The 23,150-nt window shown below is 69.1% G+C and carries 27 protein-coding genes; 13 read left to right on the top strand and 14 right to left on the bottom strand.

Features of this window, described 5'->3' with window-relative positions; genetic code table 11:
• Nucleotides 1-19: 19 nt before the first annotated feature.
• The 7 genes from JN22_RS31735 (at nucleotide 20) to JN22_RS31705 (ending at nucleotide 7,350) form a co-directional block, all read left to right on the top strand.
• Nucleotides 20-1,210 (top strand): ABC transporter substrate-binding protein, encoded by a 1,191-nt coding sequence (locus JN22_RS31735; RefSeq protein WP_085557888.1) that lies wholly within the window; start codon nucleotides 20-22, stop codon nucleotides 1,208-1,210.
• Nucleotides 1,211-1,479: 269 nt separating this feature from the next.
• Nucleotides 1,480-2,346 (top strand): branched-chain amino acid ABC transporter permease, encoded by an 867-nt coding sequence (locus JN22_RS31730; protein WP_223678001.1) that lies wholly within the window; start codon nucleotides 1,480-1,482, stop codon nucleotides 2,344-2,346.
• 54 nt (nucleotides 2,347-2,400) lie between these two features.
• Nucleotides 2,401-3,432 (top strand): branched-chain amino acid ABC transporter permease, encoded by a 1,032-nt coding sequence (locus JN22_RS31725; protein WP_223678015.1) that lies wholly within the window; start codon nucleotides 2,401-2,403, stop codon nucleotides 3,430-3,432.
• A complete protein-coding gene (locus JN22_RS31720) occupies nucleotides 3,432-4,187 on the top strand; it encodes an ABC transporter ATP-binding protein (RefSeq protein ID WP_085557886.1) in 756 nt (251 codons plus the stop codon). Before JN22_RS31725 ends, JN22_RS31720 begins: the two co-directional genes overlap by 1 nt.
• Nucleotides 4,180-4,905, top strand: a complete 726-nt coding sequence (locus tag JN22_RS31715) for an ABC transporter ATP-binding protein (protein ID WP_085557885.1) — start codon at nucleotides 4,180-4,182, stop codon at nucleotides 4,903-4,905. The genes JN22_RS31720 and JN22_RS31715 overlap by 8 nt, the downstream gene beginning before the upstream one ends.
• 29 nt (nucleotides 4,906-4,934) lie before the next feature.
• On the top strand, nucleotides 4,935-5,837 hold the full coding sequence (locus tag JN22_RS31710; RefSeq protein ID WP_085557884.1) for an NAD(P)-dependent oxidoreductase: 903 nt from the start codon (nucleotides 4,935-4,937) through the stop codon (nucleotides 5,835-5,837).
• A 205-nt stretch (nucleotides 5,838-6,042) separates the two neighbouring features.
• Nucleotides 6,043-7,350 carry a gallate dioxygenase gene (locus JN22_RS31705; RefSeq protein WP_085557883.1) on the top strand — a complete coding sequence of 436 codons (1,308 nt, stop codon included), beginning with the start codon at nucleotides 6,043-6,045 and terminating at the stop codon, nucleotides 7,348-7,350.
• Nucleotides 7,351-7,368: 18 nt separating this feature from the next.
• On the opposite strand, the gene JN22_RS31700 is transcribed toward JN22_RS31705, so the two are convergent.
• Genes JN22_RS31700 through JN22_RS31685 form a run of 4 tightly spaced genes read right to left on the bottom strand, consistent with a single transcriptional unit; the run spans nucleotide 7,369 to nucleotide 11,053 of the window.
• Entirely contained in the window at nucleotides 7,369-8,127 is a 759-nt protein-coding gene (locus JN22_RS31700; RefSeq protein WP_085557882.1) for an iron ABC transporter ATP-binding protein, read from the bottom strand.
• Nucleotides 8,124-9,140: an iron chelate uptake ABC transporter family permease subunit gene (locus JN22_RS31695; RefSeq protein WP_085557881.1), complete on the bottom strand. Its 1,017-nt coding sequence runs from the start codon at nucleotides 9,138-9,140 to the stop codon at nucleotides 8,124-8,126. Before JN22_RS31695 ends, JN22_RS31700 begins: the two co-directional genes overlap by 4 nt.
• The gene (locus tag JN22_RS31690; protein ID WP_085558021.1) at nucleotides 9,130-10,092 is read right to left on the bottom strand and encodes an ABC transporter permease; all 963 of its coding nucleotides are present in this window, start codon (nucleotides 10,090-10,092) and stop codon (nucleotides 9,130-9,132) included. The genes JN22_RS31695 and JN22_RS31690 overlap by 11 nt, the downstream gene beginning before the upstream one ends.
• Nucleotides 10,093-10,147: 55 nt before the next feature.
• Nucleotides 10,148-11,053: a siderophore ABC transporter substrate-binding protein gene (locus tag JN22_RS31685; RefSeq protein ID WP_223678000.1), complete on the bottom strand. Its 906-nt coding sequence runs from the start codon at nucleotides 11,051-11,053 to the stop codon at nucleotides 10,148-10,150.
• Nucleotides 11,054-11,425: 372 nt separating this feature from the next.
• Between JN22_RS31685 and JN22_RS31680 the strand changes: the two genes are divergently transcribed.
• Nucleotides 11,426-11,863, top strand: coding sequence for an EamA family transporter (locus JN22_RS31680; protein ID WP_085557879.1), 438 nt, complete (start codon nucleotides 11,426-11,428; stop codon nucleotides 11,861-11,863).
• An 8-nt stretch (nucleotides 11,864-11,871) separates the two neighbouring features.
• Here JN22_RS31680 and JN22_RS31675 read toward each other — a convergent pair whose 3' ends face one another.
• Nucleotides 11,872-12,105, bottom strand: coding sequence for a hypothetical protein (locus JN22_RS31675; protein ID WP_085557878.1), 234 nt, complete (start codon nucleotides 12,103-12,105; stop codon nucleotides 11,872-11,874).
• A gap of 224 nt (nucleotides 12,106-12,329) precedes the next feature.
• Here JN22_RS31675 and JN22_RS31670 point away from each other — a divergent pair, with 224 nt between their 5' ends.
• Nucleotides 12,330-12,713: an ArsR/SmtB family transcription factor gene (locus JN22_RS31670; RefSeq protein WP_085557877.1), complete on the top strand. Its 384-nt coding sequence runs from the start codon at nucleotides 12,330-12,332 to the stop codon at nucleotides 12,711-12,713.
• A gap of 36 nt (nucleotides 12,714-12,749) precedes the next feature.
• Here JN22_RS31670 and JN22_RS31665 read toward each other — a convergent pair whose 3' ends face one another.
• The gene (locus JN22_RS31665) at nucleotides 12,750-13,145 is read right to left on the bottom strand and encodes a DUF423 domain-containing protein (RefSeq protein ID WP_085557876.1); all 396 of its coding nucleotides are present in this window, start codon (nucleotides 13,143-13,145) and stop codon (nucleotides 12,750-12,752) included.
• A 165-nt stretch (nucleotides 13,146-13,310) separates the two neighbouring features.
• Between JN22_RS31665 and JN22_RS31660 the strand changes: the two genes are divergently transcribed.
• Complete coding sequence (locus JN22_RS31660) at nucleotides 13,311-13,817, top strand: response regulator (RefSeq protein ID WP_085557875.1); 507 nt, start codon at nucleotides 13,311-13,313, stop codon at nucleotides 13,815-13,817.
• 9 nt (nucleotides 13,818-13,826) lie between these two features.
• Here the strand turns inward: JN22_RS31660 and JN22_RS31655 are convergent, their stop codons facing one another.
• From JN22_RS31655 to petA, 4 genes are all read right to left on the bottom strand, one after another.
• On the bottom strand, nucleotides 13,827-14,378 hold the full coding sequence (locus JN22_RS31655; protein WP_085557874.1) for a DUF924 family protein: 552 nt from the start codon (nucleotides 14,376-14,378) through the stop codon (nucleotides 13,827-13,829).
• 114 nt (nucleotides 14,379-14,492) lie between these two features.
• Nucleotides 14,493-15,266, bottom strand: coding sequence for a cytochrome c1 (locus JN22_RS31650; RefSeq protein ID WP_085557873.1), 774 nt, complete (start codon nucleotides 15,264-15,266; stop codon nucleotides 14,493-14,495).
• Nucleotides 15,266-16,534: a cytochrome b gene (locus JN22_RS31645; RefSeq protein ID WP_085557872.1), complete on the bottom strand. Its 1,269-nt coding sequence runs from the start codon at nucleotides 16,532-16,534 to the stop codon at nucleotides 15,266-15,268. Before JN22_RS31645 ends, JN22_RS31650 begins: the two co-directional genes overlap by 1 nt.
• 28 nt (nucleotides 16,535-16,562) lie before the next feature.
• Nucleotides 16,563-17,129: a ubiquinol-cytochrome c reductase iron-sulfur subunit gene (gene petA, locus JN22_RS31640; protein ID WP_085557871.1), complete on the bottom strand. Its 567-nt coding sequence runs from the start codon at nucleotides 17,127-17,129 to the stop codon at nucleotides 16,563-16,565.
• A 284-nt stretch (nucleotides 17,130-17,413) separates the two neighbouring features.
• On the opposite strand from petA, the gene JN22_RS31635 reads away from it, so the two are divergent.
• The gene (locus tag JN22_RS31635) at nucleotides 17,414-17,914 is read left to right on the top strand and encodes a tRNA (cytidine(34)-2'-O)-methyltransferase (RefSeq protein WP_085557870.1); all 501 of its coding nucleotides are present in this window, start codon (nucleotides 17,414-17,416) and stop codon (nucleotides 17,912-17,914) included.
• The gene (gene hemF / locus JN22_RS31630) at nucleotides 17,911-18,780 is read left to right on the top strand and encodes an oxygen-dependent coproporphyrinogen oxidase (RefSeq protein WP_085557869.1); all 870 of its coding nucleotides are present in this window, start codon (nucleotides 17,911-17,913) and stop codon (nucleotides 18,778-18,780) included. The genes JN22_RS31635 and hemF overlap by 4 nt, the downstream gene beginning before the upstream one ends.
• Nucleotides 18,781-18,793: 13 nt before the next feature.
• Here hemF and JN22_RS31625 read toward each other — a convergent pair whose 3' ends face one another.
• Nucleotides 18,794-19,681: a GGDEF domain-containing protein gene (locus JN22_RS31625; RefSeq protein ID WP_085557868.1), complete on the bottom strand. Its 888-nt coding sequence runs from the start codon at nucleotides 19,679-19,681 to the stop codon at nucleotides 18,794-18,796.
• A 128-nt stretch (nucleotides 19,682-19,809) separates the two neighbouring features.
• Here JN22_RS31625 and JN22_RS31620 point away from each other — a divergent pair, with 128 nt between their 5' ends.
• Nucleotides 19,810-20,235: an Lrp/AsnC family transcriptional regulator gene (locus JN22_RS31620; protein ID WP_085557867.1), complete on the top strand. Its 426-nt coding sequence runs from the start codon at nucleotides 19,810-19,812 to the stop codon at nucleotides 20,233-20,235.
• A 9-nt stretch (nucleotides 20,236-20,244) separates the two neighbouring features.
• Here the strand turns inward: JN22_RS31620 and JN22_RS31615 are convergent, their stop codons facing one another.
• From JN22_RS31615 to JN22_RS31605, 3 genes are all read right to left on the bottom strand, one after another.
• A complete protein-coding gene (locus JN22_RS31615) occupies nucleotides 20,245-20,460 on the bottom strand; it encodes a helix-turn-helix transcriptional regulator (RefSeq protein WP_085557866.1) in 216 nt (71 codons plus the stop codon).
• Nucleotides 20,457-20,861: a hypothetical protein gene (locus JN22_RS31610; protein WP_085557865.1), complete on the bottom strand. Its 405-nt coding sequence runs from the start codon at nucleotides 20,859-20,861 to the stop codon at nucleotides 20,457-20,459. Before JN22_RS31610 ends, JN22_RS31615 begins: the two co-directional genes overlap by 4 nt.
• Nucleotides 20,862-20,945: 84 nt before the next feature.
• Entirely contained in the window at nucleotides 20,946-23,024 is a 2,079-nt protein-coding gene (locus tag JN22_RS31605; protein ID WP_085557864.1) for an NADPH-dependent 2,4-dienoyl-CoA reductase, read from the bottom strand.
• Nucleotides 23,025-23,150 lie beyond the last annotated feature (126 nt).

The raw sequence follows: 23,150 nt of genomic DNA, 5'->3' as shown, positions 1-23,150 counted from the left end.
CCTCGGGAGGAAAACGCGAATGTCTCTCCGTTCCCTGATGCTCGGCACCGCCGTGGCCGCCGCCGCCCTGCTGCCGCTGGCCGGCACCGCCGCCGCCAAGACCTACAAGGTCGGGCTGGTGGTGTCGCTGTCGGGGCCGACCGCCTCGCTCGGCCAGCAGATCGAGCGCGGCGCCAAGCTCTACCAGTCGCTGCACAAGGACGACCTCGGCGACGACAGCGTCGAGCTGATCGTGCGCGACGACACCGGCCCGGCCCCCGACGTCGCCAAGCGGCTGGCGCAGGAGCTGGTCGTGCGCGACAAGGTCGATGTGCTGGCCGGCATCATCTTCACGCCGAACGCCAACGCCATCGCGCCGATCGCCACCCAGGCCAAGGTGCCCTTCGTCATCATGAACGCCGCCTCCTGGGCGACGACGAAGTCCTCGCCCTACATCGTCCGCGTGTCGCAGACCCTGCCGCAGATCACCGTGCCGCTCGCCCAGTGGGCGGCCAAGCAGCCCGACATCAAGAGCGTCTACACGCTGGTGTCCGACTACGCGCCGGGCATCGAGGCGGAGGAGGCCTTCGCCCACGGCCTGAAGGAGGCCGGCAAGACGGTGACCGCCTCGGTCCGCGTGCCGGTGCAGAGCCCCGACTTCGTGCCCTTCCTGCAGAAGGTGAAGGACGCCAAGCCCGACGCGCTCTACGTCTTCCTGCCCGGCGGCACGCAATCGACGGCGCTGATGAAGGCGTACCAGAGCCTCGGTCTGAAGGAGGCCGGGGTCCGGCTGATCGGCTCCGGCGAGGTGTCGGTCGAGGACGAGCTGCCCAACATGGGCGACGCGGCCATCGGCGTGGTGACCGGCTTCCACTACTCGACCTCGCACGACAGCAAGGCCAACGCCGACTTCGTCAAGGCGTGGCAGGCGGCCTACGGGGCCGACAGCGTGCCGACCTTCATGGGGGTGGGCGGCTATGACGGGATGGCGGCGATCCACGGCGCCATCAAGTCCCTGAAGGGCAAGTTCACCGGCGAGGCGGCGGTCGAGGCGATGCGCCACTGGAAGGCCGAGAGCCCGCGCGGCCCGATCGCCATCGATCCGGAGACGCGCGACGTCGTGCAGAACATCTACATCCGCCGCGTCGAGAAGGTGGACGGCGCGCTGCGCAACGTCGAGTTCGAGACCTTCCAGGCGGTGAAGGATCCGGGCAAGGCGGCCGGCAAGTAAGGCTGGAGAGCCGCTTGAAGCCCCTCTCCCCTTGCGGGACGAAGCCGAAGAGCGCCAAAGGCGATCGCAGGCTTCGTGGGTTGGGGTGAGGGGGGCAAATCTTTCTCCTTCGGCGAATCCCCCTCATCCCAACCAGCAGTGCCTACGAGCGCCTTTGGCGCTCTCCAGCCCTGCCCCACAAGGGGAGAAGGGCTTCGAATGGGATCCGCCCCACCCACCCCACCCAATCACCTGTTCCAGCATCGCTCTTGCCCGAAGGAGGCGGCCCCGTGATCACGGCTGCTCTGACCATCCTCTTCCACGGCCTCGCCTTCGCGATGGTCCTCTACATCGTCTCCGTCGGGCTCGGCATCACCATGGGCCTGATGAACTTCGCCAACCTCGCCCATGGCGCCTTCGCCGCCGCCGGCGGCTACGTCGTCGTCATGGCGACACGGTCGCTCGGGCTGCCCTTCTGGGTGGCGCTGCCGGCCGCCTTCATCGTGGTGGCGCTGGCCGGGGCGGTGATCGAGCGGCTGGTCGTCCGCACACTCTACGGCGCCGACGAGCTGCGGCAGGTGCTGTTCTCCATCGCGCTGCTGTTCATGGCCATCGCCGGCTTCACCGTCGCCTTCGGCCCGTTGCAGCAGCAGCCGGAGATCCCCGCCAGCCTGTCCGGCCAGATCGCGCTGGGCGACGTCGAATTCCCGTCCTACCGGGCCTTCGTCATCGTGGCCGGCGTGGCGATCCTGGCGGCGCTGTGGCTGCTGATCGGCCGCACCCGCATGGGCATGCGCATCCGCGCCGCGGTGGACAACCGCAACATGGCCGAGGCGATCGGCGTCGACACCAAGCTGCTGTTCACCCTGACCTTCGCGCTGGGCACCGGCATCGCCGGGCTGGGCGGCGGCATCGGCGCCGACATCCTGTCGATCACCCCGACCTACGGGCAGGAATATCTGGTGCTGTTCCTGATCGTCGTCGCGGTCGGCGGGTTGGGCTCGATCTTCGGCCCCTTCCTGGCGGCGCTGTGCATCGGCGTGGTCGACGTGGCGGGCAAGTACCTGATCCCGGAATTCGGCGCCTTCTTCATCTACGGCGTCGTCATCGCCATCCTGCTGGCCAAGCCCGCCGGCCTGTTCGGCGTGCGGAGCTGACCGATGACGAGTCCCCTTCCAAGGCCAATCGCAAGGACTGAACGCGTGAAAAGCATGTCCGCATCCGGCGGTGCCGCCACGCCATCCGGCGCCGCCACGCCCTCGACTTGGCGCGGGCTGGCGATGGGCCGGTCCGGCGGCGACCTCGCCATCGCCGCCCTGCTCGGGTTCGGCGCGCTGGCCACCCTGCTGTTCGGCGAGGCCTATTGGCTGCTCGCCAGCCAGGTCGCCATCACCATGATCTTCGCGCTGTCGGTCGACCTGCTGGTCGGCTTCGCCGGAATCGTGACGCTGGGCCACGCCGTCTTCTTCGGGCTGGGCGCCTACACGGTCGGCATCGCGTCCGCCCATCTCGGCTGGACCGAGCCGCTGTCCGGCCTGCTGCTGGCGGGGCTCGTCGCGGCGGCGCTGGGCGGGGCGACCGGCGTGCTGGTGCTGCGCACGAAGGGGCTGGGCCAGCTCATGCTGACCATGGCCTTCGCCTCGCTGGTCTACGAGATCGCCAACCGGGCCAAGCCGCTGACCGGCGGCGCCGACGGCTTGCAGGGCATGGTGATCGCCCCGATCCTCGGGCTGTTCGACTTCGACATCTTCGGCCTGACCGCCTTCCTCTACACGCTGGCGGTGCTGGCGGTGGTGGTGGGCTTGGCCGTGCTGATGACCCGCTCGCCCTACGGCCGCTCCCTGGTCGGCATCCGCGAGAACCGGGTGCGCATGCAGGCCATCGGCACCAACGTGCAGCAGCGGCTGTTGTCGATCTACGTGGTCTCGGCGGCGCTGGCCGGCATCGCCGGGGCGCTGCTGGCGCAGACCTCGCAGTTCGTCGGGCTGAACGTGCTGCATTTCAGCCTGTCCGGCGAGATCCTGATCATCGTCGCGCTGGGCGGCGCCGGCCGCCTGTGGGGCGCCCTGCTGGGGGCCGTGGTGTTCACGCTGTTCAAGGACCGCCTGTCGGCGCTCGACCCCGCCTACTGGTACTTCTGGCTCGGGCTGCTGCTGGCGGTGATCGTGCTGTTCGCACCCAAGGGGCTGATCGGGCTGGTCGACCGCCTGCTCTCGTTCTTCCAGCGCGGGGAGGTCCGCTGATGCTGCCGCCGATCCTGGAGACCCACGGGCTGAACAAGAGCTTCGGCGCCCTGACCGTGGCGCAGAACATCAACTTCTCGCTGGAGCCCGGCACCTTCGAGGCGCTGATCGGCCCCAACGGCGCCGGCAAGAGCACTTTCGTCAACCTGCTGACCGGCCTGATCCCGCCGACCTCCGGCTCGGTCATCCTCGACGGCCAGGACGTGACGGCCCTGCCGATCGAGGCCCGCGTCAAGCGCGGCATGGTCCGCACCTTCCAGATCAACACGCTGTTCAACAGCCTGACGGTGGCCGAGAACGTCATCCTGGCGCTGGACGAGCACCACAACCACGGCTGGCGCCCGCTGCCGAGCCCGACGCTCCGCCGCGTCATCCGCGAGGAGGCTTACGACATCCTCGACCGCCTCGGCCTCGCCCCCTGGGGCAACCGCGAGGTGAAGTCCCTGCCCTACGGCCGCCAGCGTCTGGTCGAGATCGCCATCGCGCTGGCATTGCGGCCCAAGGTGCTGCTGCTCGACGAGCCGGCCGCCGGCATCCCCTCGACCGAGACCGGCACCATCATCGAAGTGCTGGAAAGCCTCGCCAGCGACCTCGCCATCCTGATCATCGAGCACGACATGGACCTTGTCTTCCGCTTCGCCCAGCGCATCACCGTGCTGGTGCAGGGCGCCGTGCTGGCGCGCGGCACGCCGGACGAGATCGCCAACAACGAGACGGTCAAGTCCGTCTATCTCGGGGAGGGCATCCATGCCTGAGATGCAAAAGGCCGGCCTGTCGCTCGGCAACGTCAGCGCCGGCTACGGCGCCACGGTGGTGCTGGAGGATCTCAGCTTCGATCTCGCCGCCGGGGAAAAGCTGTCGATCATCGGCCGCAACGGCGTCGGCAAGACCACGCTGCTCGCCACCATCATGGGGCTGACCCGGCTGCACGGCGGCCGCATCGGGCTGGGCGACCGGGACATCGCCGCGCTGCGGCCCAACCGGCGGGCCCAGGCCGGCATCGGCTTCGTGCCGCAGCAGCGCGAGATCTTCCCCTCGCTGACGGTCGAGGAGAATCTGCTGGTCGGCCTGCGCCCCGGCGCCTGGACGCTGGAACGGATCTACGAGCTGTTCCCGCGCCTCCAGCAGCGCCGCGCCAACATGGGCAACCAGCTCTCCGGCGGCGAGCAGCAGATGCTGGCCTTCGGGCGGGCGCTGCTGACCAACCCGCGCGTGCTGCTGCTCGACGAGCCGTTCGAGGGGCTGGCCCCGGTGATCGTCGAGCAGCTCTTCCACGCGCTCCTGCGCCTGCGCGACGAGGGTGGGCTGTCGATCATCATGGTGGAGCAGCACGCCAAGCTTGCCCTGGCCTTCGCGCCGCGCACCATGGTGATGAGCCGCGGCCGCATCGCCTTCGACGGCGCCAGCCGCAGCCTGATCGACGATCCGGCCCGGCTGGACGCGCTGTGCGGCATCGGCGGCGGCCTGCATTGAGCGGCCCGGACAACACGGGGACACCCAGCATGAGCGACGTGAACATCGCCTTCATCGGCTTCGGCGAAGCCGCCCAAGCCTTCACCAGCGGCTGGCGCACGCGCGGCCCGGTGAGCGTGGCCGCCTACGACATCCTGTTCGACGACCCGCAGCGGGCCGACGCCAAGCGCGCCGAATGCCGCGCGCTCGGCGTGATGCCGCTGGACAGCGCCGCCGAGGCGGCGGCGTGGGCCGACCTCGTCATCTCCGCGGTGACGGCGGATCAGGTGCTGGCGGCGGCCGGGAGCGTGCTTCCCGGCGTGCATCCGGGGATGCTGTTCCTCGACATCAACTCCGCCGCCCCCTTCCGCAAGGCCGAGGCGGCGGAGCGGGTGGCGGCGGCCGGCGCCGGCACCGTCGACGTGGCGGTGATGGCCCCGGTCCACCCGCGCCGGCACGAGACGCCGCTGCTGATCAGCGGCCCGGCCGCCGCCACGGTCGAGCCGATCCTCGCCGCCCTGGGGATGAGCTTCGAGACCGTTTCCGACCGCACCGGCGACGCCTCGACCGTCAAGATGATCCGCAGCATCGCCATCAAGGGCTTCGAGAGCGTGACAATGGAGTGCGTCACCGCCGCCGTGAAGCTCGGCATCGAGGACCGCATCATCCCGTCGCTCACCGCGTCGCTGTCGAAGCTCGATTTCGCCGCGCTGGCGGATCACGTGATGGAGCGTGTCGTCGTCCACGGAAAGCGCCGCGCCGCCGAGATGCGCGAGGTCGCCGCGACGCTGGAGCACGCCGGGGTCAGCAACTTCCTGCCGGCGGCGACGGCCGCCCACCAGCAATGGGTGTCCGACCTCGGCGTGCGGGCGCGCTTCGACGGGGACGTCCCCCGCGACGCGCTGCGCATCGCGCGCGAAGTGCTGAACGCCATCGAGGCGCAGAAAAAGTAAGACATGTCTTAGGGAGGGGGACCGGACCAGCCGCTCCACAGGCAGCCCCGGTTCCCCCGACACGTCATGCCCGTGCTTGGCGCGGGCATCCACGGGCAAGCTTCCGGTTTCCGCGCGGATGACCGGGACAAGCCCGGTCATGACGATGGGACCGACGGAGCGCCCCGGCGGAACCACAAGCACAAAAGACTCCCGGGAGGACCACATGGCACGCATCGTCGGGTCGATCGCGACCTCGCACACCCCGACCATCGGCTTCGCCTTCGACCGGCGGAAGCAGGACGACCCGGTCTGGGCGCCGATCTTCGCGGCCTACGAGCCGGTCCGCCAATGGCTGGACGAAAAGAAGCCGGACGTTCTGTTCTTCATCTACAACGACCACATCACCTCCTTCTTCTTCGACCATTACTCGGCCTTCACGCTGGGCATCGGCGGGTCCTACAGCGTCGCCGACGAGGGCGGCGGCACCCGGCCGCTGCCGCCGGTCAAGGGGCACACCGGGCTCGCCCACCACATCGGCCAGTCGCTGATGGCCGACGAGTTCGACATGTCCTTCTTCCAGGAGCGCCCGCTCGACCATGGCTGCTTCTCGCCGCTGTCGATGCTGATGCCGCACGAGCCGGACTGGCCGGTTCCCATCGTCCCGCTCCAGGTCGGCGTGCTCCAGTTCCCGATCCCCTCGGCGCGGCGCTGCTACAAGCTGGGTCAGGGGCTGCGCCGCGCCATCGAGAGCTACCCGGAGGATCTGAAGGTGGTGATCGTCGCCACCGGCGGGCTGTCGCACCAGGTGCACGGCGAGCGGGCGGGCTTCAACAACACCGCCTGGGACGCCCGGTTCCTGGAGATGATCGAGAAGGACCCGGTCGCGCTGACCCGCATGACGCACGCCGACTTCGCCCGCCTCGGCGGCATGGAGGGGGCCGAGGTGATCATGTGGCTGGTCATGCGCGGCGCGATGTCCGCGAGCGTGCGCAAGATCCACCAGACCTACTACCTGCCCTCGATGACCGGCATCGCCACCGTCATCTACGAGAACGAGGCGATCGAGCCGCCCGCCGACATCCTGTCGGAGCACCGCGCCCACATCGGCCGGCAGCTCGCCGGGGCCGGGGAACTGACCGGCACCTACCCCTTCACCCACGCCACCAGCGTCAAGGCCTACCGGCTCAATCGCTTCCTGCACCGCATGGTCGAGCCGGCCCACCGCGCCCGCTTCCTGGCCGATCCCGAGGCCGCGTTCGATGAGGCCGGCCTCACCGGCGAGGAGCGCCGTCTGGTCCGCGACCGCGACTGGCGCGGGATGATCCATTACGGCGTCATCTTCTTCATGCTGGAAAAGCTCGGCGCCGTGGTCGGCACCTCCAACCTGCACATCTACGCGGCGATGCGGGGCGAGACGCTGGAGGAGTTCCAGAAGACCCGCAACGCACCGGGCGCGCTCTATTCCGTCGCCGGAACGGACACCCCGTCGCTCGCCTGGGACCAGAAGGCCGGGCCCGGCCCGGCCGAATGAGCGGCCCGGCGTCGGCGTTCAGCGGAAGTACAGGGCGATCCGCTGGCCGTCGATCTCGTGGATGGCGGCCTCGACGCCGTACACCTCGCGGATGACGTCCGTGGTGATGATCGCCTCCGGCGGCCCTTCGTAGGCGATGCGGCCGTTCCGCATCGCCACGATGCGGTCGGAGTAGCAGGAGGCGAAGTTGATGTCGTGCAGCACCAGGATGACGGTCTTGCCGAACGCGTCGGCGGTGCGGCGGAACAGCGCCATCATCGCCACCGCGTGCTTGACGTCGAGGTTGTTCAGCGGCTCGTCGAGCAGGATGTATTCGGTGTCCTGGCACAGCACCATGGCGATGAAGGCGCGCTGGCGCTGGCCGCCCGACAGTTCGTCGAGGAAGCGGTGGGCGACGGCGCCGAGGTCCAGATAGTCGATCACCCGCTCGATGTGCCCGCGGTCCTCGACGGTCAGGCGCCCCTTGCTGTGCGGGTAGCGGCCGAAGGCGATCAGGTCCCGCACCGTCAGGCGCGCCATGATCTGGTTGTCCTGCCGCAGGATCGACAGGCGACGCGCCAGCACGTCGCCGGGCGTGGTCGTCACGTCCATCCCGTCGACGACGACGGTTCCCGCCGTCATCGGCAGCAGCCGGCTGATGATCGACAACAGGGTCGATTTCCCGGCCCCGTTGGCGCCGATCAGCGAGATCACCCCGCCGGCCGGCAGCGTGACCGACACATCGTCGACGACGATCGTCCGGCCGTAGGACTTGCTGGCGTTCCGGACCTCGATCATCGGGCCGATCTCCGCACGAGAATGAACAGGAAGGCGATCCCGCCGAGGAATTCGATGACGATGCTGAGCGCGCTGTTGAGCCCCAGCACCCGCTCCAGGACGAGCTGGCCGCCGGTCAGCGTCAGGATGCCGAGCAGGACCGCGACCGGCAGGATGACCCGGTGCTCGTGCGTGCGGACCAGCGTGTAGGCGAAGTTGGCGACCAGCAGCCCGAGAAAGGTCACCGGCCCGACCAGCGCCGTCGAGACCGACACCAGGACCGACACCAGCACCAGCACCAGCGCAACCGCCCGCCGGTGGTCGACCCCGAGGTTGATCGCCGCCTCGCGCCCCAGCGCCAGCACGTCGAACAGCGCCATGCGCCGCCAGATGATGACCGAGACCGCCAGGACGGCCAACGCCGAGACGGCGAGCAGCTGGCCATCGACGCGGTTGAAGCTGGCGAACATCCGGTCCTGCACCACCAGGAACTCGTTGGGGTCGATGATGCGCTGGAGGAAGCTCGACAGGCTGCGGAACAGCACGCCGAACACGATCCCGACCAGCATCAGCAGATGCAGCCCGCGCACCCCGCCGGAAAACAGCCAGCGGTAGAGCAGCCAGGAGAACGCCACCATCGCCCCGACCTCGACGCCGAAGCGCAGGCGCGGGTCGATTTCCGCCACGGCCGCCGAGCCGAGCTGGAAGACCAGCACCGTCTGGATCAGCCGGTACAGCACGTCGAAGCCCATGATGGAGGGCGTCAGGATCCGGTTGTTCGTGATGGTCTGGAACAGCACGGTCGAGACGGCGACCGCGTAGCCGACCAGCACCATCGCCGCGACCTTCGTGCCGCGGAAGCTCAGGATGAATCCCCAGTTCCCGCGCGCGTTGACGGTGAGGAACAGGATGATCGACGCCACCGTCAGCACCGACAGGGTGGCGAGGAGGAGGACCGGCGATCCGGCCCGCCCGCCGGCTCCACTGGCAGCTCCACTGGCGGCTCCGCTGGCTGACCGGAGATCAGGAGGCATGGCCGTTCCTCCGCAGCAGCAGATGGAGGAAGACGGCGCTGCCGACCATGCCCATCATCGTGCCGATCGGAATCTCGTAGGGGTGGATCACAAGGCGGCCGACGATGTCGCAGGCCAGCACCAGCCCGGCGCCGAGCAGCGCCACCCAGGGCAGCGAGCGGCGCATGTTGTCGCCCCACATCAGGCTGATGACGTTGGGCACGATCAGGCCGAGGAAGGGGATCATCCCGCAGGTCGCGATGACGGCGGCGGTGACCAGCGACACGATGACCAGCCCGAGCGAGACGACCCGCCGGTGGTTCAGCCCGAGGTTGGTGGTGAAATCCTCCCCCAGCCCGGCGACGGTGAAGCGGTCGGCCGCGACGTAGGCGACTCCCGTCAGCGCGGCGCTGATCCACAGCAGCTCGTACCGCCCGCGCAGCACGCCGGAGAAGTCGCCGGTCTCCCAATTGCGCACCGACTGCATCAGGTCGTAGCGGTAGGCGACGAACTCGGTCCCCGCGGTGATCACCGCCCCCAGCATGATGCCGACCAGCGGCACGACCAGCGGCGAGCGCAGCGGCATCCGCCGCAGGATCGCCAGGAACAGCGCCGTCCCGGCCAGCGCGAAGCCCCCCGCCATCAGCATGCGGCCGATGACCGGGGTGTCGGGCGCCAGCAGCGTCACCACCAGCATGCCGAACACCGCCGATTCGGCGGTTCCCGCCGTCGACGGCTCCACGAACTTGTTGCGGGCGAGCATTTGCAGGATCAGGCCGGCGACGGCCATCGCCGCGCCGGCCAGAATCAGCGCCAGCGTGCGCGGGATGCGGCTGATCAGCAGAATCTGGGCAGCCTGGACGGATTCCCCGCCAAGCAGGGAGGCAAGCGTCACGTCGCCGACGCCGACGAACAGGCTGACGACCGCCAGCAACCCGACGCCGACCGACGCCAGGGCAAGCCGCCCCGTCATGGCGGATCCCATCATGACGGTTCGCCGGCCGTCCCGCGGACAACACCGGGCATGATCACGACTTTCCCGTCAGCGCCGTCCCGAGGGCGTCGACATCCTCCTGCATCGCCGCGAGACCGCCGCTGGCGATGTACCAGTTCCCGGCGTTGAGATCGACGACCTGCCCCTTCTTCCAGGCGGTCGTCTGGCGCACGAGGTCGTTGTCGAGAATCTGGCGGCCCGGCCGCCCGCCGGCGCCGATGGCGGCGTCGCGGTCCATCACGAACAACCAGTCCGGGTTGGTCTTGAGAATGAACTCGAAGGAGATGGCCTGCCCGTGGTTCGCCGAGTCCAGAGTCTCGACCGCCGGCACGACGCCGTATTCGGTGTGCAGCACACCGAACCGCGAGCCCGGACCGTAGGCGGTGACCTTGCCGCCGGTGGTCAGGACCAGCAGACCGCGGCCCGCCGTGGCGGCGATGGTCCTCAGTTCGGCGATGGAGGCGCGCAGCCGGTCGACGCGCCCCTGCACGTCGGCCTTTCGGCCGAAGATCCGGCCCAGGGTCTGCGCGTTCTCGACCGCGCTGTCGACGAAACGCTCGGTCCTCACCGACAGGTCGATGGTCGGCGCAATGGCGGCAAGTTCGGCGTATTTGGGCGCGGCGCGGCCGCTGACGATGATCAGGTCGGGCTGCGCCGCGTTCACCGCCTCGTAGTCGGGCTCGAACAGGCTGCCGATCTTGGCGGTGCCGGCACCGTCATACTTGGCGAGGCGGGGCGGCTTCTGCCCGGTCGGCACGCCGGCGACCGGAACGCCGAGCGCGTCGAGGGTGTCGAGCGAGGCCATGTCGAAGGTCAGCACTGTTTTCACCGTCTTCGGCAGCCGGGTTTCCCCCCGGGCATGGCGCACGGAGATCTCCTGGGCGAAGACCGGCAGGGGCGCCAGCCCGACCAGCCCGAGCGCCAAGCCAGCCGTCAGCATGTCTCTTCGCCGTGTCACGATGGTCATCACCACTCCCAAAGCGTTGCGGGATCTTCGCCGGATGTCTGGGCGTCGAAGGACGCCGCCGACGTCAAGACGCGGAGCGTCCGCGCCGGGCATCGGAATCGGTGCGCCCCCGACCGATCGGATGAGTGGCCGGCATCCTATCGCTAATAAGTCTTATTTGCAAAGTCTTGAATTCGCGTGATAGCGCTCACGCCGTCCGGCGCCGCCTCGGGCCGGATTTCATCCATCCTTGCGGCGGGCTGGCCCGCAGACCTTGCGATGGACCAGGCTTCCGGCAGACTGAGCCGGAACGGGCGGGCTGGTCCGGTTCAGGAAAGCACACGAAACACGAAGGAAATCAAGAGAATGAGCGATGGTCTCCTGCCGGCGTGGCTGGTATGGGCGCTGCTCTCGGCCTGTTTCGCGGCCTTGACCGCGATTCTGGCCAAGCTCGGCGTCGAAAGCATCAGCGCCGACGTCGCCACCCTGATCCGGACGGCCGTCGTCTTCCTGCTGCTGGTCGGACTTTTCGTCGCATCGGGGGAATCGCTGTCGCCCGCGTCGATTTCCCCGAAAACCGCCCTGTTCCTCGTGCTGTCCGGTCTGGCCACCGGCGCATCCTGGCTGTGCTATTTCCGCGCGCTCAAGCTCGGCCCGGCCTCGCAGGTCGCCCCGGTCGACAAGCTGAGCGTCGTCCTCGTCGCGCTGTTCGGGGTTCTTGTGCTGGGCGAGCGGCTGTCGGGGGTGAACTGGCTGGGCGTGGTTCTGATCACCGCCGGGGTGGTTCTGCTCGCGATCAAATGACCGGGCCGTCAGATCTCGACGTCGAGGAACATGCCGCGCCGGTAGTTGCGCGGCAGGGTCAGGACCCCGTTGACCACCAGGGCCGCCAGTTCGCGCAGGCTGGGAATGCGCTGGCGTCCGCGCCCCACCCCCTCGGCCCGCGCGCGGGGGCCGACCGCGCCGGACGCAGGAACCCGTCCGCCTCCGGGCTCGGAGCGGATCGCCTCGTTGGCACGGTCGCCGGTGCGTCGGGTTTCAACCATGAGGGTCGTTTACCATAAATGCGCCGGACCGGCAAGACAACCGGGCGCGACAGCGCGTGGCCCCAACGGAAGCCCGGCAGGAACGAGGAAACGGGACGATGGCGGCCTTCGCGATCGGCCACGGGGTTTTCTCTGCCGGATTTCCACAGGTGGACAAAACGCCACCGTCATGAATAAGATTGCATACAAACCTTTTTGTTCCCCGGGCGGGCGACGGTAACGCGATGAAGATCGAGGATTTGCAGGCCAACGCCCGCCGCGCCAGCGCGCTGCTGAAGGCCATGTGCAACGAGCGGCGTCTGCTGATCCTGTGCCATCTGAGCCAGGGCGAGCGGTCGGTCGGCGAGTTGGAGGAACTGGTCGGGCTGAGCCAGTCGGCGCTGTCGCAGCATCTCGCCCGGCTGCGCCGGGACAAGCTGGTCCGCACCCGCCGCAGCGCGCAGAACATCTATTATTCGCTGAACGGGCACGAGGCACAGACCATCATGGCGACGCTGCACGGCCTTTATTGCGAGCCGGCCGGGGCGGCGGTCACCGAAGCCGAAGCCGGAAGCGACGAGGACGCGGAACCGCTCGCCATCCGGCACCCCGCCGCCGCCGCGACCTGAGCCGCTCCCCCTCCCCTTCCTCCCCCGCGATTCGCGTCATTCCGTCCGGCGGGTGACGCCAAACGCCGCGGCGCCAAACGCCAGCCAGCCCAGCATGAAGGACCAGCCGCCGGCCGGCGCGGTCATCGCGACCGGCAAGGGGCCGCTCGTCGCCAGGGTGTAGAGCGTCCCGCAGAACAGTAGGATGCCGGCCACGAACAGCCATCCCGCCAGCCGCAGCGCCCCCCGCGCCCAGCCGTCCGCCCGGCCGGCCAGCACCACCACGGCGACCAGGGCGAGGGCGTGCCACATCTGGTATTGCCCGGCGGTGCGAAACAGCTCCTGTGCCCGTGGATCGCCCGCCAGCCCGTGGCTGGCGTAGGCCCCCGTCGCCACCGCCACCGCGCCGTTCAGCGCGGCGAACACGATCCATCCCCGGTCGATTCCATTCATGTCGGCTGTCGTCTTTCCGTCGTCGTCGCGGCCTGTTCACCCCGGCGCCGGCCCGGTTGGCCCACCGCTTGCTGGGAACGGAGAGCCCGGCCGGAATCGGCGCCGCCACTGTGCGTCTCCGCAACCCGCTGTGCAACCTGCTTTGCATTTTGCCAAAGGCCAGCCATGGACGGTGACATTTTGCAGGATGGACTGGCCGTGGAGGCGAGGCCGGGCGTCGGACCGGCTCTCAGAACGAGCCTTGCGCCGAAAAGCGACGCCGACCGGCTGCTCGACTGGGCGCGGGCGCGCGGCGGCCGGCTGCTGGTGGTGGACGACAGCGCCACCAACCGGATGGTCACCGCCGGCCTGCTGTCCCGCGCCGGCTTCTCGGTCGAGCTGGCGACCGGCGGGGCGGAGGCGGTGGTCGCCGTCGCCAAATCCGCCGAGCCGCCCGAGGCGGTGCTGATGGACGTGTCGATGCCCGACGTCGATGGAATCGCGGCGACCGCGACCATCCGCTCCCTGTCGGGGGAGCGGGGCCGCATCCCGATCATCGCCGTCACCGCAAACGCCCAGCCGGAGGACCGTAGGCACTGCCTGGCGGCGGGCATGAACGACTATGTCGTCAAGCCGGTCCGCGGGGCCGACCTGCTGGCGGCGCTGAAACGCTGGCTGGTTCCGCCAGGCTGACCGGCCGCCTCAGAAGGACGACCCCGGCTCCCGGAGGAAGGCCTCCTCCTCCGCCGTGCTGGGGCGGCCGAGGATCGCGTTGCGGTGCGGAAAACGCCCGAAACGCTGGATGATCTCACGGTGCCGCTCGGCGAAGCCGATGGTCTCCGGATCGCCGACCCGATCGCGGAACAGCGCCACCGAACGGCCCTGGCTGGCGATGTCCTCGTGATGCTCGAAGGGCAGGTAGAGGAAGATGCGCTCGTCCGCCGTGCATTCCAGATCGAAGCCGTTGGCAAGCGCGTGCTCGGCCACCGCGCGGGCCTTGGCGTCGGTGGCGAAGGCCCGCGGGTCGCCGCGGAACCTGTTGCGCGGCACCTGGTCGAGCAGCACGCACAGCGCAAGGCAGCCGTCGACATCCTCCATCCAGTGATCGAATCCGCCCTGCGCCGCCGTCTCGTGATGCGGCCCCAGCGTGTCGGCGACCGCCCGGTCGAAGCTGTCCGACCGCCGGAACCAATAAGGCTTCGTCGCCTCGTCGAACCAGAAATCCACGATCTCGTCGATCAGACTGTCCACCATCGCCCGTCCGTTCCCTTCGTCCTCGCAAGCCCGACAACGATACCCCCGAAACCAAACAGGGCGCCCCTAGGGGCGCCCTGTCCAGTCGAAAATCACGAGGCTAGGGAACAGCCGTCAGTGCAGGTTGCTCCACAGCTTGCGCTTGGTCGCGTACATCAGCCCGGCCAGCACGATCAGGAACAGGATCACCTTGACGCCCATCTGCTTGCGCGCGTCGAGGTGCGGTTCCGCCGCGAAGGTCAGGAAGGTGGCGATGTCGTGCGCCTGCTGCTCCACCGTGGCCTTGGTGCCGTCGGCGTAGGTCACGCCGTCGGGTTGCAGGATGTTCGGCATGCCGACCTGATGGCCGGGGAAGTACTTGTTGTAGTTCATGCCCGGCATCAGGTTGACGCCGGCCGGCGGCTCCTCGAAGCCGGTCAGGAACGCGTGGATGTAGTCCTCGCCACCGACCCGCGCCTTGGCCATCAGCGACAGGTCGGGCGGCAGGGCGCCGCCGTTGGCCGCGCGGGCCGCCTGGTCGTTGGGGAAGGGCGACGGGAAGCGGTCGGCCGGGACGCCCGGACGCATGAACATCTCGCCCGAATCGTTCGGACCGGCCTGGACCTCGTAGCCGGCGGCCAGCGCCTTCAGCTCGTCCTCCGAGAAGCCGATGCCGGCCAGCGTGCGGATCGGCACCAGATGCATGGCGTGGCAGGTCGAGCAGACTTCCTTGTAGATCTGGAAGCCGCGCTGGGCCGACGCCTTGTCGATGGTGCCGAAGATGCCGGAATGCGGCCAACTCTGCTTCGGAAGATGGACCGATTCGGAGGCCTGGACGGCGCCGGCCCCAAGGGCGGTGATGCCGAGCGCCAGCGCGGCCGAGAGGATGGCAGTCTTCAACGCGCGCATCACGCCTTCTCCATCGGCTTGGCGGCAGCGCCAGCGGCAACGCGGCCACCGCCCTTCAGAACGGATTCGCTGATGCTGTTGGGGAGCGGCCGCGGCCGTTCCAGCTTGCCCAGCACCGGCAGCAGAACCAGGAAATGGAAGAAGTAGTAGAAGGTGCCGACGCGGGCGATGATCAGCCACGCGCCTTCCGCCGGCATGGCGCCGGCGTAGCCGAGCACCAGCGCGTCGATCGCAAGGATCCAGAAGAACTGGCGGTAGATCGGACGGAACTTGCAGCTGCGGACCTTCGAGGTGTCGAGCCACGGCAGCGCCATCAGCAGGGCGATCGAGCCGAACATGGCGATGACGCCGCCCAGCTTGTCGGGGATCGCGCGCAGGATGGCGTAGAAGGGCAGGAAGTACCATTCCGGCACGATGTGCGCCGGCGTCACCAGCGGGTTGGCCGGAATGTAGTTGTCCGGATGGCCCATGTAGTTCGGCATGAAGAACACGAACGCCGCGTAGACGATCATGAAGATCACGACCGCGAAGCCGTCCTTGACGGTGACGTACGGGTTGAACGGCACGGTGTCCTGCGGGCCCTTGGCGTCGATGCCCAGCGGGTTGTTCGAGCCGCAGACATGCAGCGCCGCGGTGTGCAGGATCACCAGACCCAGCAGCACGAAGGGCAGCAGGAAGTGCAGCGCGAAGAAGCGGTTCAGCGTCGGGTTGTCGACCGAGAAGCCGCCCCACAGCAGGGTGACGATGGGATCGCCGACGATCGGGAAGGCCGAGAACAGGTTCGTGATGACGGTGGCGCCCCAGAAGCTCATCTGGCCCCACGGCAGCACGTAGCCCATGAAGGCGGTGCCCATCATGACGAGGAAGATGATGACGCCCAGGATCCACAGGATCTCGCGCGGCGCCTTGTAGGAGCCGTAATAGAGGCCGCGGAACATGTGGATGTAGACGGCGATGAAGAACATCGACGCGCCGTTGGCGTGGACGTAGCGCAGCAGCCAGCCGTAATTCACGTCGCGCATGATGCGCTCGACGGAATCGAAGGCGAGCGAGGTGTGCGAGGAATACTGCATCGCCAGGAACAGGCCGGTGGCGATCATGATCACCAGCATGATGCCGGCAATCGCGCCGAACGCCCACAGGTAGTTGACGTTGCGGGGCATCGGGTAGTGGTTGTACTCGTGATCCAGCATCGTGAAGATCGGCAGACGGCTGTCGATCCAGTTCACGAGCGGATTCTTGAATTTGGTGGCTTGAGCCTGAGCCATCTCGGGGTCTCCTGAACCTTGGGGCGGCTTAACCGAGGCGGATCTTGGTATCGCCGGTGAAGGCGTACGTCGGAACCACGAGGTTGGCCGGGGCCGGACCCTTGCGGATGCGCCCAGCGGTGTCGTAGTGCGAGCCGTGGCAGGGGCAGAACCAGCCGTCGAAATCGCCGCGCGGGTCGGTGACCTTCTGCCCCAGCGGCACGCAGCCGAGGTGCGTGCAGATACCGATGACGATCAACCATTCCGGCTTCTTGACACGGGCGTCGTCGGCGGCCGGATCGCGCAGGTCGGCGAGGTTGACCGTCTTGGCCTCCTCGATCTCCTTGGCGGTGCGGTGGCGGACGAACACGGGCTTGCCGCGCCAGGTGACGGTGATGGCCTGGCCTTCCGCGACGGGGGCCAGATCGACGTCGATGGAGGCCAGCGCCAGCGTGTCGCGGGCCGGGTTCATGCTGTCGATGAAGGGCCAGGCCGCCGAGGCGGCTCCGACGACGCCAACCGCACCGGTGGCAAGGTACAGAAAGTCGCGACGGGTGGAACCGTCGCCGGAGGCCGCGTGGCCACCCGGACCGGGCGGATGCGTGGTCTGAGCCATAAGCCTGTTTCTCCTCAAGGCATGCCCGGCGCGCCAAGACCACGCCGGACGACCGATGGACCGTTCTGTATCACGACTTGACGGGCCTGTCCGCCGGGTGGATGAACCTCGGGCACGCCGCGTCGCTCCGGAGCTTTGGGCTCCGGTCTTTCGGGGTGCGGTATACCGTCGCGCCGCCATCTTGGAAAGCCTTTGTGGACGGACAAGTTGTCGCGCGCCGCATTGCAGCATCAGGGCGCAGCATTAGTTTGTACGCATAACCAAGCATTTTCCGTGGAGTGGCCATGCGGCTGGTGCTTTTCGAACCCGACATTCCCCAGAACGCCGGGACGCTGATGCGGCTGGCGGCGGGTCTCGGGGTGGCGCTCGACCTGATTGAGCCCTGCGGATTCGTTCTCGACGACCGCCGGCTGCGGCGGGCGGGCATGGATTACATCGACCATCTCGACTGGGAACGCCACAGTTCCTGGGACTCCTACGCGGCCGCCCGGCCGGCGGGGCGGCTGGTGCTGCTGACGACGCGGGGTGCGATGCCCTACACCGACTTCGCCTTCGCCCCCGACGACCGCATCCTCGTCGGGCGGGAGAGCGCCGGGGTGCCGGACGCGGTGCACGCGGCGGCCGACGCCCGTTTGGTCATCCCGCTGCGCCCGCCGGCCCGCTCCTTGAACGTTGCGATCAGCGCGGCGATGGTGTTGGGTGAGGCCCTGCGGCAGACGGCCGCACTTGCATCCGCCCACTCCGCACCCGGCCACACCGCCCCCGATCAGACGAGCCCCCCATGACGTCTCAAGCCACCGAAGACCGCAAGGCCCGCGCCGCCGCCTGGTTCGCCGAACTGCGCGACCGCATCTGCGCCGCCTTCGAGGGGCTGGAGGACGCGCTCACCGGCACCCACGCCGACCGCCCCCCCGGCCGATTCGAGCGCCGCAGCTGGGTCCGCCCCGATCATGGCGGCGGCGAGGGCGGCGGCGGCACCATGACGGTGATGAAGGGCCGGGTGTTCGAGAAGGTCGGGGTCAACATCTCGACCGTGCACGGCGTCTTCAGCCCGGAGTTCCGCGCCACCATCCCGGGCGCCGCCGAAACCGGCGAGTTCTGGGCGGCGGGTATCAGCCTCGTGGCGCACATGCGCTCGCCGCTGGTGCCGGCGACCCACATGAACACCCGCCACATCGTGACGACCAAGGGCTGGTTCGGCGGTGGCGCCGACCTGACGCCGATGCTGGAGGATCCGCAGGACACGGCGGATTTCCACGCCGGGCTGAAGGCCGCCTGCGACCGCCACGACCCGGACTATTACCCGCGCTACAAGGAGTGGTGCGACCGCTACTTCTTCCTGCCACACCGCAACGAGGCGCGCGGGGTCGGCGGCATCTTCTACGACGGGCTCGATTCGGGCGACTGGGAGGCCGACTTCGCCTTCACCCGCGACGTCGGCACCGCGTTCCTCGACAGCTATGTGGAGCTGGTGCGGCGGCACATGAACCGCCCGTGGACGGCGGAGCAGCGCGAGCACCAGCTCGTCCGGCGCGGCCGCTACGTGGAGTTCAACCTGCTCTACGACCGCGGCACGACCTTCGGCCTGAAGACCGGCGGCAACACCGAGGCCATCCTGATGAGCCTGCCGCCCGAGGTGAAGTGGCCGTGACGCGACGCTTGCCCTAGCGCGCCATCTCGACCCGGTTGCGGCCGCCATCCTTGGCGCGGTAGAGGGCGTCGTCGGCCCGGCGCAGCGCCATGTCGAGCCCGTTGTCCGGCCCGTCGGCTCCCACCGCCGCCACGCCGATGCTGACGGTGATGCGGAAATCCTCCCCGTCATGCGGGATGACCATCGCCTCGACCGCAGCGCGCAGCCGGTCGGCGATGCCGACCGCGACGTAGGGGTTGGTCTCCGGCAGCAGCACCGCGAACTCCTCGCCACCGAAACGGCCCAGCAGGTCGCCGGGGCGCAGGGTGGCGCCGCAGCACTCGACCAGTCGCTTCAGCGCCGCGTCGCCGCCGGCGTGGCCGCGCGTGTCGTTGACCCGCTTGAAATGGTCGATGTCGAGCAGCATCACCGACAGCGAGCGCTGGCGACGCCCGGCGTCGGCCGCCGCCGCCCCGGCGCGCTCCAGGAAGCTGCGGCGGTTGGCGGCGCCGGTCAGCGGGTCGGTCTCGGCGAGCCGGACGATGCGGTTGCGCAGCTCGACGATGCGGGCGCCGGCGCGCACGCGGGCCACCAGTTCGGCCGGGGCCAGCGGCTTGCGGATGAAATCGTCGGCGCCGCCGTCCAGCGCCTGGATCAGGCTGTTCTGGTCGCTGCGCCCGGTCACCAGGATCAGGTGGCCGTAGGCGGTGCGGGGGTGCTCCTTGAGTTGGCGGATCACCTCCATCCCGGTCAGGCGCGGCATCTCCCAGTCGATGACGGCGATGTCGAATCCATCCCGGAAGGCGATCTCCAGCGCCTCCGCCCCATCGCCGGCGAGAATCGGCTCATAGCCCATCTCCTTGATCCAGCTCGCCAGCATCGTCCGCGCGACGATGGTGTCGTCGGCGATCAGGACCCGCATCGCGCTCTCCAGCTCCCACAAAATCCCCGCTTCACTGCCATGTTTCGGGTTGAGGGGCAAGGAAGCCGGCTTGCCGGTGGGGACGCCCCCGGATACACAACCAGCGCCCTCCGACGATTGGCCCGCCCATGGACGACCTCGACCGCCAGCTCCTCGACCTGCTGACGCTGAACGCGCGGACCAGCACGGCGGCGCTTGGCCGGGCCCTGGGGCTTTCGCGCTCCACCGTGCAGGACCGCATCGCCCGGCTGGAGCGCCAGGGCATCATCGCCGGCTACACGGTGCGGCTGGGCGCCCCCGCCCCGCGGCGCGGGGTGTCGGCCCTGGTGATGATCAGCGTCAACGCCAAGCTGGCCGACCGCGTCGTCCACGCCCTGCGCAAGATGCCGGAGCTGACCCGGCTGCACAGCATCAGCGGCCAGTATGATTTGTGCGCCACCGTCGCCACCGAGACGCACGACGCGATGGACGCGGCGCTCGACACCATCGGCCGGCTGCCGGGGGTGGACAAGACGATGTCGTCGATCTTCCTGTCGACCAAGATGGAGCGGTGATGAGGCCGTTCAGCCGTCCCCGCCCCGCTCTTCGGGCTCATCGAAGAAGATCGCCTCCAGCGGACGGCCGAACAGCCGGCCGATGCCGAAGGCGAGCGGCAGCGAGGGATCGTAGCGCCCGGTCTCCAGCGCGTTGACCGTCTGGCGGGAGACGCCGAGCTTCTCGGCCAGCGCCGCCTGGCTCCAGCCCTTTTCGGCGCGCAGCTCGCGCAGGACATTCCTCATCCGCGCCGCATCTCGCGGGCTTCCAGCAGGCCGCGCAGAACGCTGCGCAGCGCCCAGGCGGTCCCCATGACAGGCCAGACGGCGAACATCGAGATCTGCGGCCAGCCCATGTTCTCCAGGAAGCCGTATGTGAAGGTTGCCAGCGCGGTGATCGCCGCCGCGACGACGATGTCCTCCATCATCTTGAGGCGCAGATACTCGTCCAGCCGGCGGAACTGCCGCAGCATCACCCAGACCGTCACCAAGCAGGGCAGCATCGGCGAGACGGCGACCAGCGTGCGGCCCACTCCCTCGGGCATCGATTGCACCAGGGTCAGCGAGCCGATCAGCACCAGCGTGTAGAGCAGCATCGCCCCGGCCAGTTCGACCGCCCCGCGCCGCAGCGTCCCGTTCCGGGTCATGCCTCTCCTCCGTTCGTGTAAAGCGTCCTTTACTTTTCCCGAACGGGGCCAGCCTGTCAAGCGTGCTTTACAGGGGGCCGGCGGTCAGAGCGCCGCCGCCAGCCGCACCCCCTGGCCGATGGCGCGCTTGGCGTCCAGCTCGGCCGCGACGTCGGCGCCGCCGATCACATGCACCGGGACGCCGGCCGCCTCCAGCGGAGCCCTGAGGTCGCGCAGCGGCTCCTGCCCGGTGCACAGCACGATGCTGTCGACCTCCAGCAGACGGGGGCGCTCGCGCTTTTCGCCGAAGCTGATGGTCAGGCCGGCATCGTCGATGCGCTCGTAATTCACCCCGGCCAGCGCCTCCACCCCCTTCATCCTCAGCGCCGCCCGGTGGATCCAGCCGGTCGTTTTGCCGAGCCCGGCGCCGGGTTTGCTCGCCTTGCGCTGGAGCAGGACGATCTCGCGTTCGGACGGAGCCACCTGAGGGCGGACACCGGCAACGCCGCCGCGCGCCTCGGCCGGATCGCCCACCCCCCATTCGCGACGCCACAGGTTGCGGTCCAGGCTGGGGGACGGGCCGTTGTGCCCATCGCCCTGGCCATGGGCGAGGAACTCGCAGACGTCGAAGCCGATGCCGCCGGCCCCGACCACGGCGACGCGGCGGCCGACCGGCTTGTCGCCGCGCAGCACGTCGAGGTAGCTCAGCACCTTGGGGTGCGACTGGCCGGGAATCTTCGGGTCGCGCGGCACCACCCCCGTCGCCAGCACCACCGCGTCGTAGCCGCCGCCCGCCAGCTCCCCGGAAATCAGGTCAGCCGCCCCGACCCGGCGGCCGAGACGCAGCGCCACGCCGGTCTCCTCCAGCCGGTGGCGGAAGTAGCGCAGGGTTTCGTGGAACTCCTCCTTGCCGGGGATGCGCTTGGCCATGTTGAACTGGCCGCCGATCTCGCTCGCGGCGTCGAACAGATCGACCGCGTGGCCGCGCGCCGCCAGTTCGGTGGCGCAGGCGAGCCCGGCCGGGCCGGCGCCGACCACGGCGAACCGCTTGGGCGTTTCCGCCGGGCGGAAGGGCAGCTCGGTCTCGTGGCAGGCGCGCGGGTTGACGAGGCAGCTCGCCCGCTTGCGCGAGAAGACATGGTCGAGGCAGGCCTGATTGCAGGCGATGCAGGTGTTGATCGCCTGTGGCCGGCCGACGGCGGCCTTCCTGACGAACTCCGGATCGGCCAGCAGCGGGCGGGCCATCGACACCATGTCGGCGCAGCCGCTGGCGAGAATGTCTTCCGCCACGTCGGGCGCGTTGATGCGGTTGGTGGTGCAGAGCGGGATCGCCACCTCCCCCTTCAGCTTCCGCGTCACCCAGGCGAAGGCGCCGCGCGGCACGCTGGTGGCGATGGTGGGGACGCGGGCCTCGTGCCAGCCGATGCCGGTGTTGATGATGGTGGCGCCCGCCGCCTCGATCGCCTTGGCGAGTTGGACCACCTCAGCCCAATCGCTGCCGTCGGGGATGAGGTCGAGCATCGACAGGCGGAAGATGATGATGAAGTCCGGCCCGACCGCCTCGCGCATCCGCGTGACGATCTCCACCGGGAAGCGCATGCGGTTCTCATAGGAGCCGCCCCAGCGGTCGGTCCGCCGGTTGGTGTGGGCGACGAGGAACTGGTTGATCAGGTAGCCCTCCGACCCCATCACCTCGACCCCGTCATAGCCGGCCTCGCGCGCCAGCACGGCGCAACGGACGAAGGCGCGGATCTGGCGCTCGACGCCCCGCCCGGTCAGGGCACGCGGGGTGAAGGGGGTGATCGGCGACTTGATGCGCGACGGCGCCACCGACAGCGGGCTGTAGCCGTAGCGGCCGGCGTGGAGGATCTGGAGCGCGATCTTCCCACCCTCGGCATGCACCGCGTCGGTGATCACCCGGTGCGCCGACGCCGCCGACCGGCTGGCCAGCGTCGAGCCGAAGGGCGACAGCCAGCCCTCGACGTTCGGGGCGAAGCCACCGGTCACCATCAGCCCGACCCCGCCGCGCGCCCGCTCGGCGAAATAGGCGGCGAGCTTGGGAAAGTCGCGCCGCCGGTCCTCCAGCCCGGTGTGCATCGAGCCCATCAGAACCCGGTTCCTCAACACCGTGAAACCGAGGTCGAGGGGGGCGAGCAGATGCGGGTAGGGGCTGGCGTTGGACACGGGTCTTCTCCTCCGGCGGAAAGGGCGTCGCGGCGGCGCTGGCGTCACGGATGATTGGTGGCGCAAAGGCTAATTGACGTTTACGTAAAGGTCAATTTCATTCCGCATTGGTTCCCTGGAGCGCCG

The organism is Azospirillum agricola (assembly GCF_020005195.1).
Taxonomy (GTDB): domain Bacteria; phylum Pseudomonadota; class Alphaproteobacteria; order Azospirillales; family Azospirillaceae; genus Azospirillum; species Azospirillum agricola.
The sequence above is the reverse complement of the archived record's forward strand: the minus strand, read 5'-3'. Positions and strand labels throughout refer to the sequence as shown.